General features: G+C 72.4%; 12 protein-coding genes. 4 read left to right on the top strand and 8 right to left on the bottom strand.

The window, feature by feature from the left end; translation table 11 throughout:
- Positions 1-39 precede the first annotated feature (39 nt).
- Complete coding sequence (locus tag DRB89_RS13220) at positions 40-1,683, bottom strand: MFS transporter (protein WP_112453370.1); 1,644 nt, start codon at positions 1,681-1,683, stop codon at positions 40-42.
- Positions 1,684-1,786: 103 nt separating this feature from the next.
- On the opposite strand from DRB89_RS13220, the gene DRB89_RS13215 reads away from it, so the two are divergent.
- On the top strand, positions 1,787-2,668 hold the full coding sequence (locus DRB89_RS13215) for a helix-turn-helix transcriptional regulator (protein ID WP_112448532.1): 882 nt from the start codon (positions 1,787-1,789) through the stop codon (positions 2,666-2,668).
- A gap of 104 nt (positions 2,669-2,772) precedes the next feature.
- Here DRB89_RS13215 and DRB89_RS13210 read toward each other — a convergent pair whose 3' ends face one another.
- Complete coding sequence (locus DRB89_RS13210) at positions 2,773-4,194, bottom strand: MFS transporter (RefSeq protein WP_112453369.1); 1,422 nt, start codon at positions 4,192-4,194, stop codon at positions 2,773-2,775.
- A gap of 222 nt (positions 4,195-4,416) precedes the next feature.
- Here DRB89_RS13210 and DRB89_RS13205 point away from each other — a divergent pair, with 222 nt between their 5' ends.
- The gene (locus tag DRB89_RS13205) at positions 4,417-5,298 is read left to right on the top strand and encodes an NAD(P)H-binding protein (protein WP_112448531.1); all 882 of its coding nucleotides are present in this window, start codon (positions 4,417-4,419) and stop codon (positions 5,296-5,298) included.
- Here the strand turns inward: DRB89_RS13205 and aroB are convergent.
- The 6 genes from aroB to DRB89_RS13175 form a co-directional block, all read right to left on the bottom strand.
- Complete coding sequence (gene aroB, locus DRB89_RS13200; RefSeq protein WP_112448530.1) at positions 5,244-6,359, bottom strand: 3-dehydroquinate synthase; 1,116 nt, start codon at positions 6,357-6,359, stop codon at positions 5,244-5,246. The two genes, DRB89_RS13205 and aroB, sit on opposite strands and share 55 nt — an antisense overlap.
- Positions 6,356-7,540 (bottom strand): chorismate synthase, encoded by a 1,185-nt coding sequence (gene aroC, locus DRB89_RS13195; protein ID WP_112448529.1) that lies wholly within the window; start codon positions 7,538-7,540, stop codon positions 6,356-6,358. The genes aroB and aroC overlap by 4 nt, the downstream gene beginning before the upstream one ends.
- An 83-nt stretch (positions 7,541-7,623) precedes the next feature.
- The gene (gene aroA, locus DRB89_RS13190; RefSeq protein ID WP_112448528.1) at positions 7,624-8,907 is read right to left on the bottom strand and encodes a 3-phosphoshikimate 1-carboxyvinyltransferase; all 1,284 of its coding nucleotides are present in this window, start codon (positions 8,905-8,907) and stop codon (positions 7,624-7,626) included.
- Positions 8,904-11,006: a transketolase gene (tkt, locus tag DRB89_RS13185; RefSeq protein WP_112448527.1), complete on the bottom strand. Its 2,103-nt coding sequence runs from the start codon at positions 11,004-11,006 to the stop codon at positions 8,904-8,906. The genes aroA and tkt overlap by 4 nt, the downstream gene beginning before the upstream one ends.
- A gap of 474 nt (positions 11,007-11,480) precedes the next feature.
- The gene (locus DRB89_RS13180; protein WP_239516113.1) at positions 11,481-12,644 is read right to left on the bottom strand and encodes a transposase; all 1,164 of its coding nucleotides are present in this window, start codon (positions 12,642-12,644) and stop codon (positions 11,481-11,483) included.
- A 137-nt stretch (positions 12,645-12,781) separates the two neighbouring features.
- Positions 12,782-14,020, bottom strand: a complete 1,239-nt coding sequence (locus DRB89_RS13175; protein WP_112448526.1) for a transposase — start codon at positions 14,018-14,020, stop codon at positions 12,782-12,784.
- 187 nt (positions 14,021-14,207) lie between these two features.
- On the opposite strand from DRB89_RS13175, the gene DRB89_RS13170 reads away from it, so the two are divergent.
- Together DRB89_RS13170 and DRB89_RS13165 are read left to right on the top strand one after the other, a co-directional pair.
- Complete coding sequence (locus DRB89_RS13170; protein ID WP_112448525.1) at positions 14,208-14,843, top strand: TetR/AcrR family transcriptional regulator; 636 nt, start codon at positions 14,208-14,210, stop codon at positions 14,841-14,843.
- Positions 14,844-14,990: 147 nt separating this feature from the next.
- The gene (locus DRB89_RS13165; protein WP_112448524.1) at positions 14,991-15,764 is read left to right on the top strand and encodes a glucose 1-dehydrogenase; all 774 of its coding nucleotides are present in this window, start codon (positions 14,991-14,993) and stop codon (positions 15,762-15,764) included.
- The last annotated feature ends 5 nt before the right edge of the window (positions 15,765-15,769 follow it).

The raw sequence follows: 15,769 nt of genomic DNA, 5'->3' as shown, positions 1-15,769 counted from the left end.
CGGCTCGCGGCGCCGGACCGGGCTGCGGAGAGGAGCGGTTCAGGCCGTGTTCGTCACCCGGTCGTTCGCGGACTCGCCGTGGATGTCGGAGCCCGGCTTGCCGGACGCCGGCGCGTCGGAGCCCGGCGCGTCGGAGCCCGGCGCGTCGGAGCCCGGCGCATCCGAGCCCGGCGCATCCGAGCCCGGCACGTCCGAGCCCGGCGCCTCGGAGCCCGACGCGTCAGGCGCCGACCTGGGGAGCCAGCGCAGGGCGACCGCTCCGAGTACGGCGTGCAGCAGGCCGGCCACCACCACGACGACGTGCAGGGCGGTGACGAACGCGGACTTCGCGTCCTGGGCCGCTGCCGCCGCGAGGGCCGGGAGCTGGAGGGTCTCGTCGAGGGTGGGAGCGAGGTCCGGGCCCTGGAGGCGGAAGAGCAGGGCGGCGAGGGAACCGAGGATCGCGATGCCGAGGGCGTTGCCGAGCTCGTTGCTGGTCTCGGCGATCGCGCCGGCCGAGCCCGCCCGCTCCGCGGGGACCGCCCCGACGGCGGTGTCCGCGACGACGCTGAAGGAGATGCCGTACCCCACGCCGGCGAGCGCGGTCGAAGCGACGTACCAGCCGATCCCGCCCGTGATCGTGGTGGGGAGCAGCAGCAACAGGCCGCCGGCGATGGAGAAGTGGCAGACGATGAGCGCGGCCCTCTTGCCGATGCGCTCGACGACGGCCGGTGTGACGATGCAGGCCATCGTGAGAACGGCCGCGCCGGGGAGCGCCAGGAGTGCCGCGTGCAGGACGCTCAGGTCCAGTACGGACTGGAGGTAGATGCCCGACAGGAACGCCGTCGCCGACCACGCGGCCAGCGGCAGCAGGCCCGTGATGATCGCGATCGTGAAGACCCGGTCGCGGAAGAGGGAGAAGTCGATCAGCGGGTGTTCGAGGTGCTGTTGGCGCAGGGCGAAGAACGTGAGCACCCCGATGCCGAGGAGCATCGTCGCGATCGCCAGGGCCGACACCCCGTCCGCGGCCAGGTGCTTGATCCCGTAGATCGTGAGCAGCAGGCCTCCGGCGGAGGTGACCACGCTGAGCAGGTCGATGCGGCCCGTCCCGGTCGCCCGGACCTCGCCGAGGAGGACCGGCGCGAACACCAGGAACGCGACGATGACGGGGAGGTTGACGAGGAAGACCGAGCCCCACCAGAACTGCCCGAGGAGGGTGCCGCCGACGATCGGGCCGATGGCGAACCCGGCGGCGAAGGCGGCCGCGAAGATCCCGATGGCCTGCGCCCGGCGCCGGGGGTCGGGGAACAGCTCGCTCAGCACGGCCAGCGCCGAGGGCAGCAGGGTCGCGCCGGCCACACCCATGAGCGCCCGGCAGGCGATGAGGAGTTCCGGGGTCGGCGCGAAGGCCGCTCCGGCGGACCCGAGTCCGAACACGGTCGCGCCGATCATCAGGAGCTTCAGCCGGCCGTAGCGGTCACCGATGCTGCCGAAGGCGACCAGCAGGGAGCCGACGGCGAAGCCGTAGATGTCCAGGATCCACAGTGCCTGGTCCGCGGTGGGTGAGAGGGCTTGGCTGATCCGCGGCATCGCCAGGAACAGGATCGATCCGTCCATGGAGACCAGGAGGACCGGTCCGAGGATCACCGCGAGCCCGAGCCATGCCCGCAGGCCGGGTGCGTTGTGCGCACGCTGTTGAGTCATGTTCTCGACGGTCCGGCACGGCGCGGCCGCCAGCCATCCCCCTGCCGTGGGTACACCCGACAGGTACACCCACGGAGCCGGCCGGCATCCTAGGCTTGGGTTCATGGAGAGCCTCGGAACGTTCCTCAAGAGCCGCCGCGACCGGGTCACTCCGGCTGAGATCGGCCTGCGCACCTACGGCACGTCCCGCCGGGTCCCCGGTCTCAGGCGTGAGGAGCTCGCCCAGCTCGCCGGAGTGAGTGCGGGCTACTACACTCGGCTGGAGCAGGGGCAGGCCGACGCCGCCTCCGAGCAGGTGCTCGACGCGCTCGCCCGGGTGCTCCGGCTCGATCAGGTGGAGACCGTCCACCTGCACAATCTCGCCCGGCAATCCGTGAAGCCCGGTCTGTGCGAACCGCCCCGTGAGGACCCCCACCCGCGCGTCCTCACGCTCCTGGCCTCCCTCGGCGAGGCCACGCCCGCGGTGGTACTCGGCAGGCGGGGAGACGTACTCGCGTGGAACCGCACCGGGCACGCACTCGTCGCCGAGCACATCCCCTACGAGGCACCACGGCACCCGCAGTCGCGTCCGTCGGTCCCGCGGATGTTCTTCCTCGATCCCCACACCCGCGACACGTACCGCAACTGGCCCGAGCTCGCCCGCGTCCACGTCGCCTACCTGCGGCTCACCGCGGGCCGGTACCCCACCGACTCCCGGCTCGCGGGACTGATCGGCGAACTCGCCATGGGCAGCGCCGACTTCGCCACGATGTGGGCCACCGGCGACGTCTCCGACTGCACCGTCGGGGTCATGGACCTGCAGCACCCCACCGTCGGCGCGGTGAACGTGGACTACCAGGTGTGGCTCCAGCCCGACAGCCCCGACCATCGGGTCGAGATCTACACCCCCAACGACCCGGCCTCCGCGGACGCGTTGCGCGTCCTGAACCAGCAGAGCGGCCGGGCCGCAGGGTCGGAGTCGACCGCACGGGCCGGACAGCGCTGAATCCGCGCGCGCTCCTCCCGTACGACGTCCGCGAAGGGGTGCGGCTTCGTACGGGAGGAGCGCGGCAGGTACGGCGGAGTACGGCAGGGAATGCGGGGACGCGCTCAGGACACGGCCTGCTCCTCCCGGCGCGGGAGCTCGGGCTCCCCGTTCCGCTCCTCGCGCGGCAGCCAGCGCAGCGCGAGGAAGCCGAGCGCGAAGGTGAGCGCGGCGGCGACGCCGATCGCCGCGTGCAGGCCGGTGACGAAGGCGTCCTTGGCCTGGGCGGCGGTCTCGCCGGAAAGGCCCGGGGTGGCCAAGGTCGTATCGAGGGTGCCCGCCGTACCGGGGCCGAGGAACCGGAAGAGGAACGCGGCGAGCGAGCCGAGCAGGGAGATGCCGAGCGCGCCGCCCAGCTCGTTGCTCATCTCCGCGATCGCGCCGGCCGAACCGGCCCGCTCCGGGGGCACCGCCGCGACGGCGGTCTCCGCGACCAGGCTGAAGGAGAGCCCGTAGCCGACGCCCGCGATGACGGTGGAGGCGATGTACAGCGCCGCACCGCCGGTGGTCCCGGTGAAGAGCAGCAGCAGGAGCCCGGCTCCGATGAAGAAGTGTGAGGCGATCAGTGCGGCCCGCTTGCCGATCCGCTCGACCACACCGGCCGTGCCGATGCAGGCCGCGGTGAGCACGGCCGCCCCGGGCAGTGCGAGGAACGCCGCGGTCAGCACGCTGAATCCGAGCACCGACTGGAGGTACACACCGCTGAGGTAGCCCGCCGCGGCCCAGGCCACCAGGGAGAGGAGCCCGGTCAGAACGGCGACGGTGAAGACCCGGTCACGGAAGAGTTTGAGGTCGAGCAGCGGCTCCTCTAGCGTGAACTGCCTGCGCACGAACCAGACCAGGATGGCGACGCCCGCGATGCCGGCGGCCGACTGCCCGGCCGAGAACCCCTCCGCCGCGAGGGCCTTGACCGAGTAGACGGCGAGCAGGATGCCGGCCGCCGACTGCGCCACGCTCAGCGCGTCCACTCGGCCGGGCCGGGCCTCGCGGACGTCCTTGAGGAGCTTCGGGGCGAACGTCAGGAAGACCACCACGACCGGGAGGTTGATCAGGAACACCGAACCCCACCAGAAGCGGTCGAGGAGCAGGCCGCCGGCGACCGGTCCGACCGCGAAGCCCGCCGCGAAGGTGGCCGCGAAGATGCCGATCGCCCGGGCGCGCTGCTTCGGGTCGGGGAAGAGGTTGCTGACGATCGCCAGCCCGGAGGGCAGCAGTGTGGCGCCGCCGAGACCCATCAACCCCCTTGAGGCGATGAGGAGTTCCGGGCTGCCGGCCAGCATGGCGCCGGCCGATCCGATGCCGAAGAGCATCGCTCCGCCGAGCAGGAACTTCAGCCGGCCGTGCCGGTCGCCGAGGCTGCCGAACGCGATCAGCAGCGAGGCCACCACGAAGCCGTAGATGTCGACGATCCACAGCGCCTGACCGGCACTTGGGGAGATCGCCCCGTTGATGCTCGGCATCGCGAGGTAGAGCACCGAATTGTCCATCGCCACCAGCCCGACCAGGCTGAGGACGAGGGTGAAGCCGAGCCAGGCCCGGCGGGGTGTGGTGCTGCGCGTGGTCAACGTACTTCCTCCGGGGTGAGTTCCGTCCGAAATCGGGGACACGACTGCTCAACAAAAAGCATAGGGTTCATTATTATCTTCTCGTGGTGGGCGCCCCCCGGACCAGATGTGGCTGGCCGCGGGGCCGGAGATGGGAGAGATGCCTTGCGTATTGCGCTGACAGGCGCGACGGGGACGGTGGGCGGCCAGGTGGCACGCCTCCTCTCCCCGCAGCATCACCTGCGCTGCCTGACCCGCTCCCCGGAGCGGGCGGCCCGCTTACGGGTGCCGGGCCTGGCCGTCGAAGCCGACCTGGACGACCCCTCCTCCCTGACGCGGGCGCTGACCGGGGCGGACGCGCTCCTGGTGGTGACGTTCGACCCGCTTCGGGCCGCTCATGACGAGCACGTCCTCGCCGCCGCCCGCCGGGCCGGGGTCCGACACGTCGTGAAGCTCTCGGCCCTCGCGGTCACCGATCCGCAGGCGCAGGACGCGATCACCCGGTGGCAGCGCGACTGCGAGGAGCGCGTACGCGCGTCCGGGATGTCCTGGACGCTGCTGCGCCCACGCGCCTTCATGTCCAACAGCCTGGGCTGGGCCCAGACCGTGCGCGACGGCGGTGTGGTGCGCACGCTGCACGGCGCTTCCCTGAACTCCTGCGTCGACCCCCGGGACGTGGCCGAGGCGGCGGCCCGTGCCCTGACCTCCCCGGAGTGCGCGGGACGGGCGTACGCGCTGACGGGGCCGAGCCCCGTGTCGGCCCGGCAGCAGGTCGAACAGTTGGGGGCGGTGCTCGGCCGTCCCGTACGGCATGAGGAGTTGGCGGAGTCGGAGGCCCTGGACGCCTGGGGCTCCCGCTTCCCCGCCGCACTCGCGCAAGCACTCCTCGAGAGTGCGAACCGGCAGGCCAAGGGGGCCAAGAGCGGAGTGGGCCACGGGGTGCGCGAAGCGATCGGCCGGGAACCCGGCACCTTCCGGGCGTGGGCGGGGCGTCACATCTCCGCCTTCCGTGTGGGGGAGCCCGAGAAGGCGCAGCCCTCGACGTAGGCGGTGTGCAGGACGGCCGGGTCGGGGCCCTCCAGTACGGCCGGCCTGGCGAGACCGTCGAGGACGATCAGGCGCAGCAGGTCGCCGCGGGACTTCTTGTCGATCCGCATGGCGGCCAGGAGCTCGGGCCACTGGTCACCGCGGTAGGCCACCGGGAGGCCCACCGACTCGAGGACCGCGCGGTGCCGGTCGGCGGTGGCGTCGTCCAGACGTCCTGCGGCGCGGCCGAGTTCGGCGGCGAACACCAGGCCGACGGAGACCGCCGCACCGTGCCGCCAGCGGTAGCCCTCGTTCTGCTCGATGGCGTGGGCCAGGGTGTGCCCGTAGTTGAGGATCTCGCGCCGGCCGGCCTCCTTGAGGTCCTGCGAAACGACTTCCGCCTTGACCCGGATCGCACGCTCGATCAGCTCCGCGGTGTGCTGTCCCGCGGGGGTGCGGGCGGCCTCCGGGTCCGCCTCGACCAGGTCGAGGATGGCCGGGTCGGCGATGAAGCCCGCCTTGATGATCTCGGCGAGGCCGGAGACGTAGTCCTCGACGTCCAGCGACTCCAGCGCCGCCAGGTCGCACAGCACCCCCGCGGGCGGGTGGAAGGCGCCGACGAGGTTCTTGCCCTCGGCGGTGTTGACGCCCGTCTTGCCGCCGACGGCCGCGTCCACCATGGCGAGGACCGTGGTGGGCACCGCGATCCAGCGCACCCCGCGCAGCCAGCCGGCCGCGACGAAACCCGCCAGGTCCGTGGTGGCGCCGCCGCCGATGCCGACGATCACATCGCTGCGGGTGAAGCCGGCCCGCCCCAGGGCCCGCCAGCAGTGGGCGGCGACCTCGACGGTCTTGGCCCCCTCCGCGTTCGGCACCCGGATGGCGACCGCCTCGTATCCCCGGGCGGCGAGATCCTCCCGTACGGCCTCCCCCATCGGGGTCAGCGCCACCGGGTGGATCACCGCGACCCGGTGCGCGGGCCCGACCAACGGGCCCAGTTCACCCATGAGTCGGTGCCCGACCAGGACCTCGTACGGGTCCGTCCCGGCGCTCGCCCCGACGGGGATGCGGACAACGGTCATGCGATCTCCAAGTTGCCCAGGAACCCGTGCACGTTGCGGCGGGTCTCGGCCGTGCTGTCGCCGCCGAACTTCTCCGCCACCGCGTCGGCGAGGACCAGCGCCACCATCGCCTCCGCCACGATCCCGGCGGCGGGCACGGCGCACACGTCCGAGCGCTGGTGGTGGGCGACGGCCGCCTCCCCGGTGCTGACGTCCACGGTGGCCAGAGCGTGCGGAACCGTCGCGATCGGCTTCATCGCGGCCCGTACGCGCAGGAGTTCACCGGTGGACAGTCCGCCCTCGGTGCCGCCGGACCGGCCGGAGGAGCGCCGGATGCCGTCGGCCGTCGGCACGATCTCGTCGTGGGCCCGCGAGCCCGGTACGCGCGCCAGGCCGAAGCCGTCGCCCACCTCGACCCCCTTGATCGCCTGGATGCCCATCAGCGCACCGGCCAGCCGCGCGTCCAGCCTGCGGTCCCAGTGCACGTGCGAGCCGAGGCCGACCGGCACACCGTGGGCGACGACCTCGACGACGCCGCCCAGGGTGTCTCCGTCCCTCTGGGCCCGGTCGATCTCGGCGACCATCGCCCTGCTCGCGTCCCCGTCCAGGCAGCGCACCGGGTCCGCGTCGAGCCGCTCCACGTCGTCCGGCGCGGGCACCAGCCCGTACGGGGCCTTCGCGGCTCCCAGCTCCACCACATGGCTGACGATCTCGATCCCCGCCGTCTCCTTCAGGTACGACCGGGCCACCGCTCCGAGCGCCACCCTCGCCGCGGTCTCCCGCGCGCTGGCGCGCTCCAGCACGGGGCGCGCCTCGTCGAAGCCGTACTTCTGCATCCCCGCGAGGTCGGCGTGGCCCGGACGCGGACGGGTCAGCGCGGCGTTGCGGGCCAGGCCCGCCAGTTCCGCGGGGTCGACCGGGTCGGCCGCCATCACCTGCCGCCACTTCGGCCACTCGGTGTTCCCCACCATGACCGCGACCGGGGAACCCAGCGTGAGCCCGTGCCGCACACCGCCGAGGAAGGTCACTTCGTCCTGCTCGAACTTCATCCGCGCGCCGCGCCCGTGGCCGAGGCGCCGCCGCGTCAGCTCGTCCACCACCATCCGCGTGGTGATCGGCACGCCGGCGGGCAGGCCCTCCAACGTCGCGACGAGTGCGGGGCCGTGCGACTCCCCCGCGGTGAGCCAGCGCAGTCTGCTCATCGTTTCCCTGCTCTCCTCTTGTCCTCATGGCCATGGGCGGTGTGCGGTGTGCGGTGGACGGTGGGGTGGACGGGCCGTTCCCGTCAGCGGCGCTCCGGCACCGCGTAGTGCGGGAAGAGCCGCGCCATCTCCTGGTGGAACCCGGGGAAGGTCTTGGTCACGCAGGACGGGTCGTCGAGTACCAGCGGAACCTGTGCGGCCAGCCCCAGGACGGAGAACGCCATGGCGATCCGGTGGTCCCGGTGGCAGGCGATGCGGGCCGGCCGCAGGGGACCGGGGTGGACGGTGACCGAGTCCTCCGTCTCGTCCACCCGGATTCCGCAGGCGCGCAGGTTCTGCGCCACCGCCGCTATGCGGTCCGACTCCTTGAACCGCGCGTGCCGCACGCCTCGGATGGTCAGCGGCGCGTCGGCGAGCGGGGCGATGGCCGCGAGGGTCATGAAGGTGTCCGAGATGTCACCCATGTCGAGGGTGAAACCGCCGCGCAGCCGACCGGTGCCCGTCACGGTGACGGCGGCATCCGACACCTCCACCTGTGCGCCCATCGTGCGCAGTGCGTCCACGAACCGCAGATCACCCTGGAGGCTCCGCGCGCAGAGACCCATCACCGTCACCCTGTGCTCCGTCGCGGCGGCCGCGGCGAAGACGTACGAGGCGGTGGAGGCATCGGGCTCGATGACGACGGCGGCGGGCCGGTAGCCGCCCGGCCGCACCTCGACCACGCCGTTCTCGGGTTCCCGGACGTCCGCGCCGAAGCGCCGCATCAGGGACAGCGTCATGTCCAGGTAGGGGCGGCTGACGGATCCCCGCAGGTCGGCCCGGACCGGACGCCGCATCAGAGGGGCGGCCATCAGCAGGCCGCTGAGGAACTGACTGCTCATGGAGGAATCCACCCGCAGCTCACCGCCCTCCAGACCGGTGGCCCGTACGGTCAGCGGGAGGCGACCCGGGACGGGGGCCTCCAGATGGGCACCGAGGTCGGCCATGGCCTTCATCAGCGGGCCCAGCGGCCGGGCCCGGAGCTGTTCGGAGCCGTCGAAGGTGAAGGTGCCCTCGCCCGCCGCGCTGAACGGGGGCAGGAAGCGGGCCGCGGTGCCGGCGTCCGCGCACCACACCTCGGCCGTGCCGACGGGGCCGCGGCCGTTGCCGGTCACGTCCCAGAACTGGTCGCTGGGACTGGTCTCGACCCGCACGCCGAGGCTGCCGAGGGCTGCCTTGAAAGCGAGGGTGTCATGGCTGACCAGAGGGGCCCACAGGGTGCTGGTGCCCTTCGCCGCCGCCGCCAGGAGCAGGGCCCTGGTGGTGATGCTCTTGGAGCCGGGGATGCGCGCGGTCAACGGGCGCAGCCGGGAGACTTGCGGCGTCATCGGCGGGCCGCCCTGTCCATGACGGTCTCCACCTCGGCGGCGATCGCCTCGGGGGTGAAGCCGAACTCGCGGAAGAGCAGCGCGCCGTCGGCCGAGGCCCCGAACCGCTCCAGGGACACCACGCGCCCCGCCTCGCCCGCGATGCGGTCCCAGCCCATGCCGATCCCGGCCTCGACCGTCACCCGCGCCCGCACGGCGGGGGGCAGCACCTGGTCCCGGTAGGAGCGGTCCTGCTCCATGAACCATTCCAGGCAGGGCATCGACACCACGCGGGTCGCGATGCCGCGCTCCCGCAGCAGCTCTTGTGCCGCGACCGCGAGGGACACCTCGGAACCGGTGGCCACGATCAGGGCTTGCGGAGCGCCGCCCTCGGCCTCGCGGAAGACGTAACCACCGCGGGAGACGAGTTCGTTGGGCGGGTAGACGGGCAGATCCTGCCGGGACAGCACGAGTCCGTGCGGGGCCGGGTCCGCGCTGTGCCGGCGCAGGATCTCCGCCCAGGCCGCCGCCGTCTCGTTCGCGTCCGCGGGGCGTACGACGTTCAGGCCGGGAATCGCGCGCAGGGAGGCGAGCTGCTCGACCGGCTGGTGGGTGGGGCCGTCTTCGCCGAGCCCGATCGAATCGTGGGTCCACACGTGGGTGACCGGGAGCCGCATCAGCGCGGCGAGCCGCACCGCGGGGCGCATGTAGTCGGAGAAGACCAGGAAGGTGCCTCCGTAGATGCGGGTCGCGCCGTGCAGCGCCACGCCGTTCATCACGGAGGCCATGGCGTGTTCCCTGATCCCGAAGTGCACCGTACGGCCGTACGGATCCGCCTGCGGCAGGGCGTTGCCCACGGGCAGGAAGGAGGAAGTGCTGTCGATCGTGGTGTTGTTGGACCCCGCGAGGTCGGCGGAGCCTCCCCACAGCTCGGGCAACAGCGGTCCCAGCGCGGCGAGTACGGTGCCTGAGGCCTTGCGGGTGGCCATGGTGCTGCCGGGCTCGAAGACGGGGAGCTTGTTCTCCCACCCGGTCGGCGGCTGCCCTTGGGTGATCCGCTCGTGCTCCGCGGCCCGACCGGGGTGGGCCTCGCGCCACCGCGCCAGCTTCCCGGCCCAGGCGGCGTGTGCGGCACGGCCGCGGTCGAGGGCCGTCCGGGTGTGCGCGAGCACCTCCCGCGGTACGTGGAACGAGAGGCCCGGGTCGAGTCCGAGGACCTCCTTGGTGGCGGCGACCTCCTCCGCGCCCAGCGCGGCACCGTGTGCGGCGGCGGTGCCCTGCGCGCGCGGGGCGGGCCAGGCGATGACCGAGCGCGCGGCGATCAGCGAGGGCCGCCCCCGTTCCTCCTTGGCCGCGAGGAACGCCTTCTGCAGGGCACGGGGGTCCAGGTCGCCGTCGGGCTTCGGCTCCACCCGCTGCACGTGCCAGCCGTAGGAGGCGTACCGCTGCGCGACGTCCTCGGAGAAGGCGGTGCTCGTGTCCCCTTCGATCGAGATGTGGTTGTCGTCGTAGAGCACGACCAGGTTGCCGAGCTTCTGGTGTCCGGCCAGCGACGACGCCTCGGCGCACACGCCTTCCTGCAGGTCGCCGTCGCCCGCGATGACCCAGACCGTGTGGTCGAAGGCGGAGGAGCCGGCGGGGGCCCCCGGGTCGTAGAGCCCCCGCTCGTAGCGGGCCGCCATGGCCATGCCCACCGCGTTGGCGACGCCCTGCCCCAGCGGCCCGGTGGTGGTCTCCACACCGGGGGTGTGGCCGCGCTCCGGGTGTCCGGGGGTGAGGCTGCCCCGTCGGCGGAACGCCTTCAGGTCGTCCAGGCTCAGCGGGTAGCCCGCCAGCATCAGCTGGACGTACAGCAGCAGGCTGGCGTGACCGGCCGAGAGCACGAAACGGTCCCGCCCCTCCCAGCCGGGGTCGGCGGGGTCGTGCCGCATGACCTTCTGGAAGAGGACGTACGCGGCCGGGGCGAGGCTCATCGCGGTTCCGGGATGTCCGTGCCCGGCGTGCTGCACCGCGTCCATGGCCAGGGCGCGGGCGGTGTCGACGGCCCGCTGGTCGAGCGCGCTCCAGTCGTCGGGGCGCTGCGCCGGCTGATCCGGTGCGGTCTGCGGTGGTGACTGCATGGGGTCTCGTCCCTACGGATTCGGCGGTCCGGGAGAACCGCGGGCTGGTCATGGGCGCTGCTCGGGGCAGCGCGGTCGAGAGGTGCGTGAGGTGCGTGAGAGGCGTGAGAGGGGTGTTCGGGGGAAGTCCCCTGCCCGGGGCCGGTCCTCGCCGCGGGCCACGCGGCGGCACGCAGCGCGCCCGAAGGGCCCGGCGATGGGGCGGCCCGCAACTGCTTCGGGCCGTTCCCCGGCTGCCCCTCAAAGCTATGGGGCCGACGGTCGCGTCCCAAGCCGGACTTCGACAACCAGTGCTGTGGCCGGGAAGGTTTGCCGGGTCGCGGTGTCCGGTGCGGTGCATCTCCCCCAGCTACCGCCGGGAGGGGCCCCCGGGCGGAGGACCACGCCTCGTACCGGACGTACCGGCGTGGTCCGACAACGCCGCGAGGTGCCGTGCCGGGCGCCGCGACCCGGTAGACCTTTCCGGTCACAGCACTAGCCCGCGATGCGGGGTCTTTGTTGGGGTTGGTCGCCGAGCACGGTGACGGCGTGGGCGATCGAGGCGAGCGTGACGTGCCGGTGCCAGCCGTTGAAGGAACGCCCGGTGAAGTCCCGGATGCCCACCCGGTCCGCGACGCCCGCGGAGTCCTGGGCCACCCTGTCCGTGAGCTGCCTCAGCCTGGCCAGATACTCCAGGGGGACCGTGGTGGAGTTGGACAGCCACAGTTCGGCCGGCCACCGGCCGCCGTACTCGCCCATTCCCATCAGCACCAGCTGTCCGTGTGGCAAACCCCTGGGGTACGACGGGAGTTCGACGCGGACGGCGGCGGCGAGGGACATGCCCTTCACGACGCCCGACAGGGGACGCCTCCCCGGGACCGGCCGCCGCATGTTCACGGCCATGGCCATGATCTGGTGCGCGGTGAGCGTGCTCTGCTCCCGTCCGGCCATGACGCGGTCCGTCACCGTGAGCGGGGTGTCCCCGCCCACCCTCGCCATGAACGGGGCGCGCGTGGTGGCGAGCGGCTCCAGGAGCGGCTCGGGCACCTCCTCCAGGTCGAAGATGACGGGCCGCACCGGCAGCCCCCATCCCCGCACGGTCTCCCGGGACGCCTCGACCGCGCATTCGTGCAGGCTCTCCGCGCCCGTTCCCTCCGGTATCGCCGCCTGGCTGCGCCGGGGATCGTCCACGTGCCACGAAGAGGGGAGCTGTAAGCGCCAGTTGACCGGCACGCTCGCGGATTCCGACGCCGCCCAGACACCGATGGCGCGCTGCGCGTTCAACGTCTGCCCGAGCGCCGGGGAGAAGTGCCGGCCCACCCCCACGGAGTACTGCCCGGCCTTGGGGATGGTCATGGGCCGCACCACCCACGCCCGGGTCGGCAGGGCGGCGTCCAGGGCGTCGGCCAGCGCCCGGCGGATGGGAACCCAGTCCCAGGTGGAGTCGCTGATGAAATGGTGCAGGTTCTGCTCGGACACCTGGCCTCCGAGCAGCTTCGCGATGTTGCGGATCGACTTGCGCCCCTGGATGGTCAGCAGACCGTTCAGATACTGCAGGCCTTTGCGGCGCTGATCGCTCCGGGGCAGTGAAGTGAAGACCCTGGAGGACAGCTCGGCGAGGATCATGTCCCGGGAAGCGGGACGGAGCGGAGCCGGCATGGCGTGACCGGCACGCACAACGGGCGGGTGGTGGTCAATCATCGGCTTCCTCACTGTTGCCCGAGGGCAAGACCCCCGGAGGGATCGGCGGCGGGGTGGCACGGTGTCCGGCTGGGCGGCGGCGGGGAGGGACGCGGTCATGCACCGGCGGGCCACCTCTGCGGCGCGCCCGCGAACCCCAGTTGGCGATAGAGGTAGGTGGCGGAGGCCAGCGTCATGTGGTGGTGCCAGCCGGGGAAGGAACGGCCCTCGAAGTCCAGGAGCCCGAGCTCGGTCTGGACGTCCCAGACCGCCACGTCGGTCAGGGCGGTGCGGTGCGCGATCCCCCGCACGGTGGTGGTCCGTGCGTCGCGGAGCGACGTGACCCAGAACCGGGAGGGCCGCTTCGGGACGGCGGCGACCTCCGCCACGAGCCGTTGGGGCTGGTTGGCGGCCGGCACCGTGGGACGGGGCGGAAGGAGGCGCACCGCGGTCGAGAACATCTGCGCCCGGCCGGGCGGCTCGGACATCGTCCGCCGGCAGTGGGCCGCCACGAAGGCCGCCGCGCCACTGACGGAGACAGCGGCCGGGGACGGGCCGGCCCCGCGGGGCGAGACCGGGATGAGCGGCTGTCCGGGCGCCACCTCGAGGACGAAGTCCCGGCCGCTCCTCGTGAGTTGCGCGGCCACCTGCTGGGCAACCGGGGCGAAGTCACGGCCGAGCACCAGGGGCACGGACTCGGCCACACCCGCGGCGGCGAACTGCTCGACCATCTCCAGTACGAGGGCCCAGGCGGGCCTGGGCGTCACCTCGTCCGGAATCCGCGCCCGACGGCGCCGTTCGGGGTCGTCGCACCAGGCGTCGTCGAGAAGGAGACGCCAGGCGACCGGGATGCTGCACCGGCCGCCGGAGAGGAACAGGCCGATGCCGACCTGACAGTTCACCCGGCGGCCGGTCCCCGGCAGGACGCCCGGACGAAGACCCACCGAATGGCTTCCCCGCTTGCGCAGCAGCACGGGCTTGGCCGTCCACACGGCATCGGGCAGCAGGTCCATGGCGATCCGGGCCAGCTCCACCCGCGCGGGCTCCCATTCCCAGGGGCTGGCGGAGATGAACTGCCGCAGAGCCTGCGGCGCGCTCTCGGGCAGGGCCAGCATCCGGGCCATCCGCCGCACCGTCTTGCGCCCCGGCGTGTCCAGCAGCCCTCGCAGATAGGCGTCCGCCCAGCGGCGCTGGTCGCTGCGGGGCAGATACCCGAAGACCCGCTCCCCGTAGGCGGTCAGGCCCTCCGGTCGCCCTCGCTGCGCGCGCTCCGGTGCGCTGAGCGGTGCGCTGAGCGGTGCGCTGAGCGGTGCGCTGAGCGGTGCGCTGAGGACCGCCGCGACGCGTGCAGACATGACTGGCTCCTTGATCGGTCCTGGCTGGCGGTGGTCGCCAGCCGCAGTAGAAACATAACCATCATTCTTATTCTTTTGAAGACCGAGGATGCCTTCTCGGTGCAAGTTCGTCAACTCGCCGTTGTGGACGGCGGATGAGCCGTGGACCGTATGAGGTCGATCAGCGAACAGAGAGCAGGAGGTCGCATTGGCGCCACACGGAGAAGGAAGGAGGCCGGCGAAACAGCAGGAGAGGTCCCTGCTGACGCGCGGCGCTCTCCTGGATGCCGCCGCACGGGAGATCGACAAGTACGGCTACGGCGGCATGGCCATGCATCGCATCGCAAACGAGGTCGGCGTCACGACGGGCGCGCTGACCTTTCACTTCCCCACGAAGGACCGGCTCCTCGCCGAGCTGATGGAGGTCGGGTTCGCCCGGATCCAGGAGCGGGTGGGCGAGGTGGCCCAACGCCCGGCGGCCCCGCTGCACAGGGCCCGTTCGCTCCTCCTCGCCCTGCTCGAACTGTTGCACCGCGACGTCTTGGCGCGCGCGGCCGTACGGCTCTCCGGAGAGGTCCCGGAAGCCGGAGACTGGTCGGAGTCCTGGTTCCAGCAGGCGCGCGAGATGTTCCGGAGCGCGGGAGAAAGAGGGCAGTTGAGGGAGGGCGTCACGCCGGAGGCGGTGACGGACATGGCCCTGCGCCTGATCACCGGGACGGAGGTGTGCGCCCGCGGCAACGACGCGCGGTCCGAGGGATCCGAGGCCGCCAGGGCCCTGTTCGCCCACCTCTGCGACCTGCTCCTGTACGGCATCTCGGCCATCCGCCCGCCCGGGGCGGGTTAGGGTCGGATCCCGCCCCGGCTCCCCCGGCATCGGCCACCCGCTGGCGAAATCACATAAGAACCATTATTCTTTTCCCTGTCGAGGGGGCCGCGTGACGATCGGCCCCCGAGGGTCAGAAGCGGCAATCCAGGGGGAGGGAAGCTCGACATGACGAGAGACACAGGCTTGCTGCGGGACCGGATCGTGATGATCACGGGGGCGTCCAGCGGAATCGGGGCGGCGGCCGGGCGCGTGTTCGCCGCCGAGGGGGCGACCGTGGTGCTCATGGCACGGCGCGAGGAGCGGCTGCGCGAGCTGGCCGCCGAGATAGCCGCGGCCGGGGGGCGCGCGGTGGTGGCGGCGGCGGATGTGACCCGGGAGGACGAGGTCGAACGGGCCGTCGCCGAAACGGTGTCCCGGTTCGGCCGGCTGGACGGGGCCTTCAACAACGCCGGTTACGCGACGTCCGGCAGCTTGTTGCACGAGACGGACACCGCGGTCTTCGAGCAGATCATGGCCGTGAACGTCCGGGGCGTGTGGAACTGCATGCGCCACCAGATCCCCGCCATGCTCGGCTCCGGCCGCCCGGCGGCGATCGTGAACACCTCCAGCGTGGCAGGGGTGTTGGCTACCGGAGCGTCCTCCGCCTATGTGGCGGCCAAGCACGCGGTCCTCGGGCTGACGCGGGCGGCCGCGGCCGAGTACGGCCTGCGCGGGATCCGGGTGAACGCCCTGGTGGTGGGCAGCACCCGCACCGAGATGATGGACCAGGTGCTCAAGGAGAACCCCTCGCTGGAGGAGGATTTCGTCGGGCGCTCGGTCCAGAAGCGGATGGCCGCACCGGATGAGATCGCGCGTGCCGCCGCCTGGCTGTGCAGCGATCAGGCCTCTTTCGTCACGGGCGTCGCGATGCCGGTCGACGGTGGCTGGACCGCCGCCTGACCTGC

It is taken from the genome of Streptomyces sp. ICC4 (genome assembly GCF_003287915.1).
In the GTDB taxonomy this organism is placed as follows: Bacteria; Actinomycetota; Actinomycetes; order Streptomycetales; family Streptomycetaceae; genus Streptomyces; species Streptomyces tritrimontium.
Note: the sequence above shows the minus strand (reverse complement) of the source record. Positions and strands in the feature narration are given on the sequence as shown.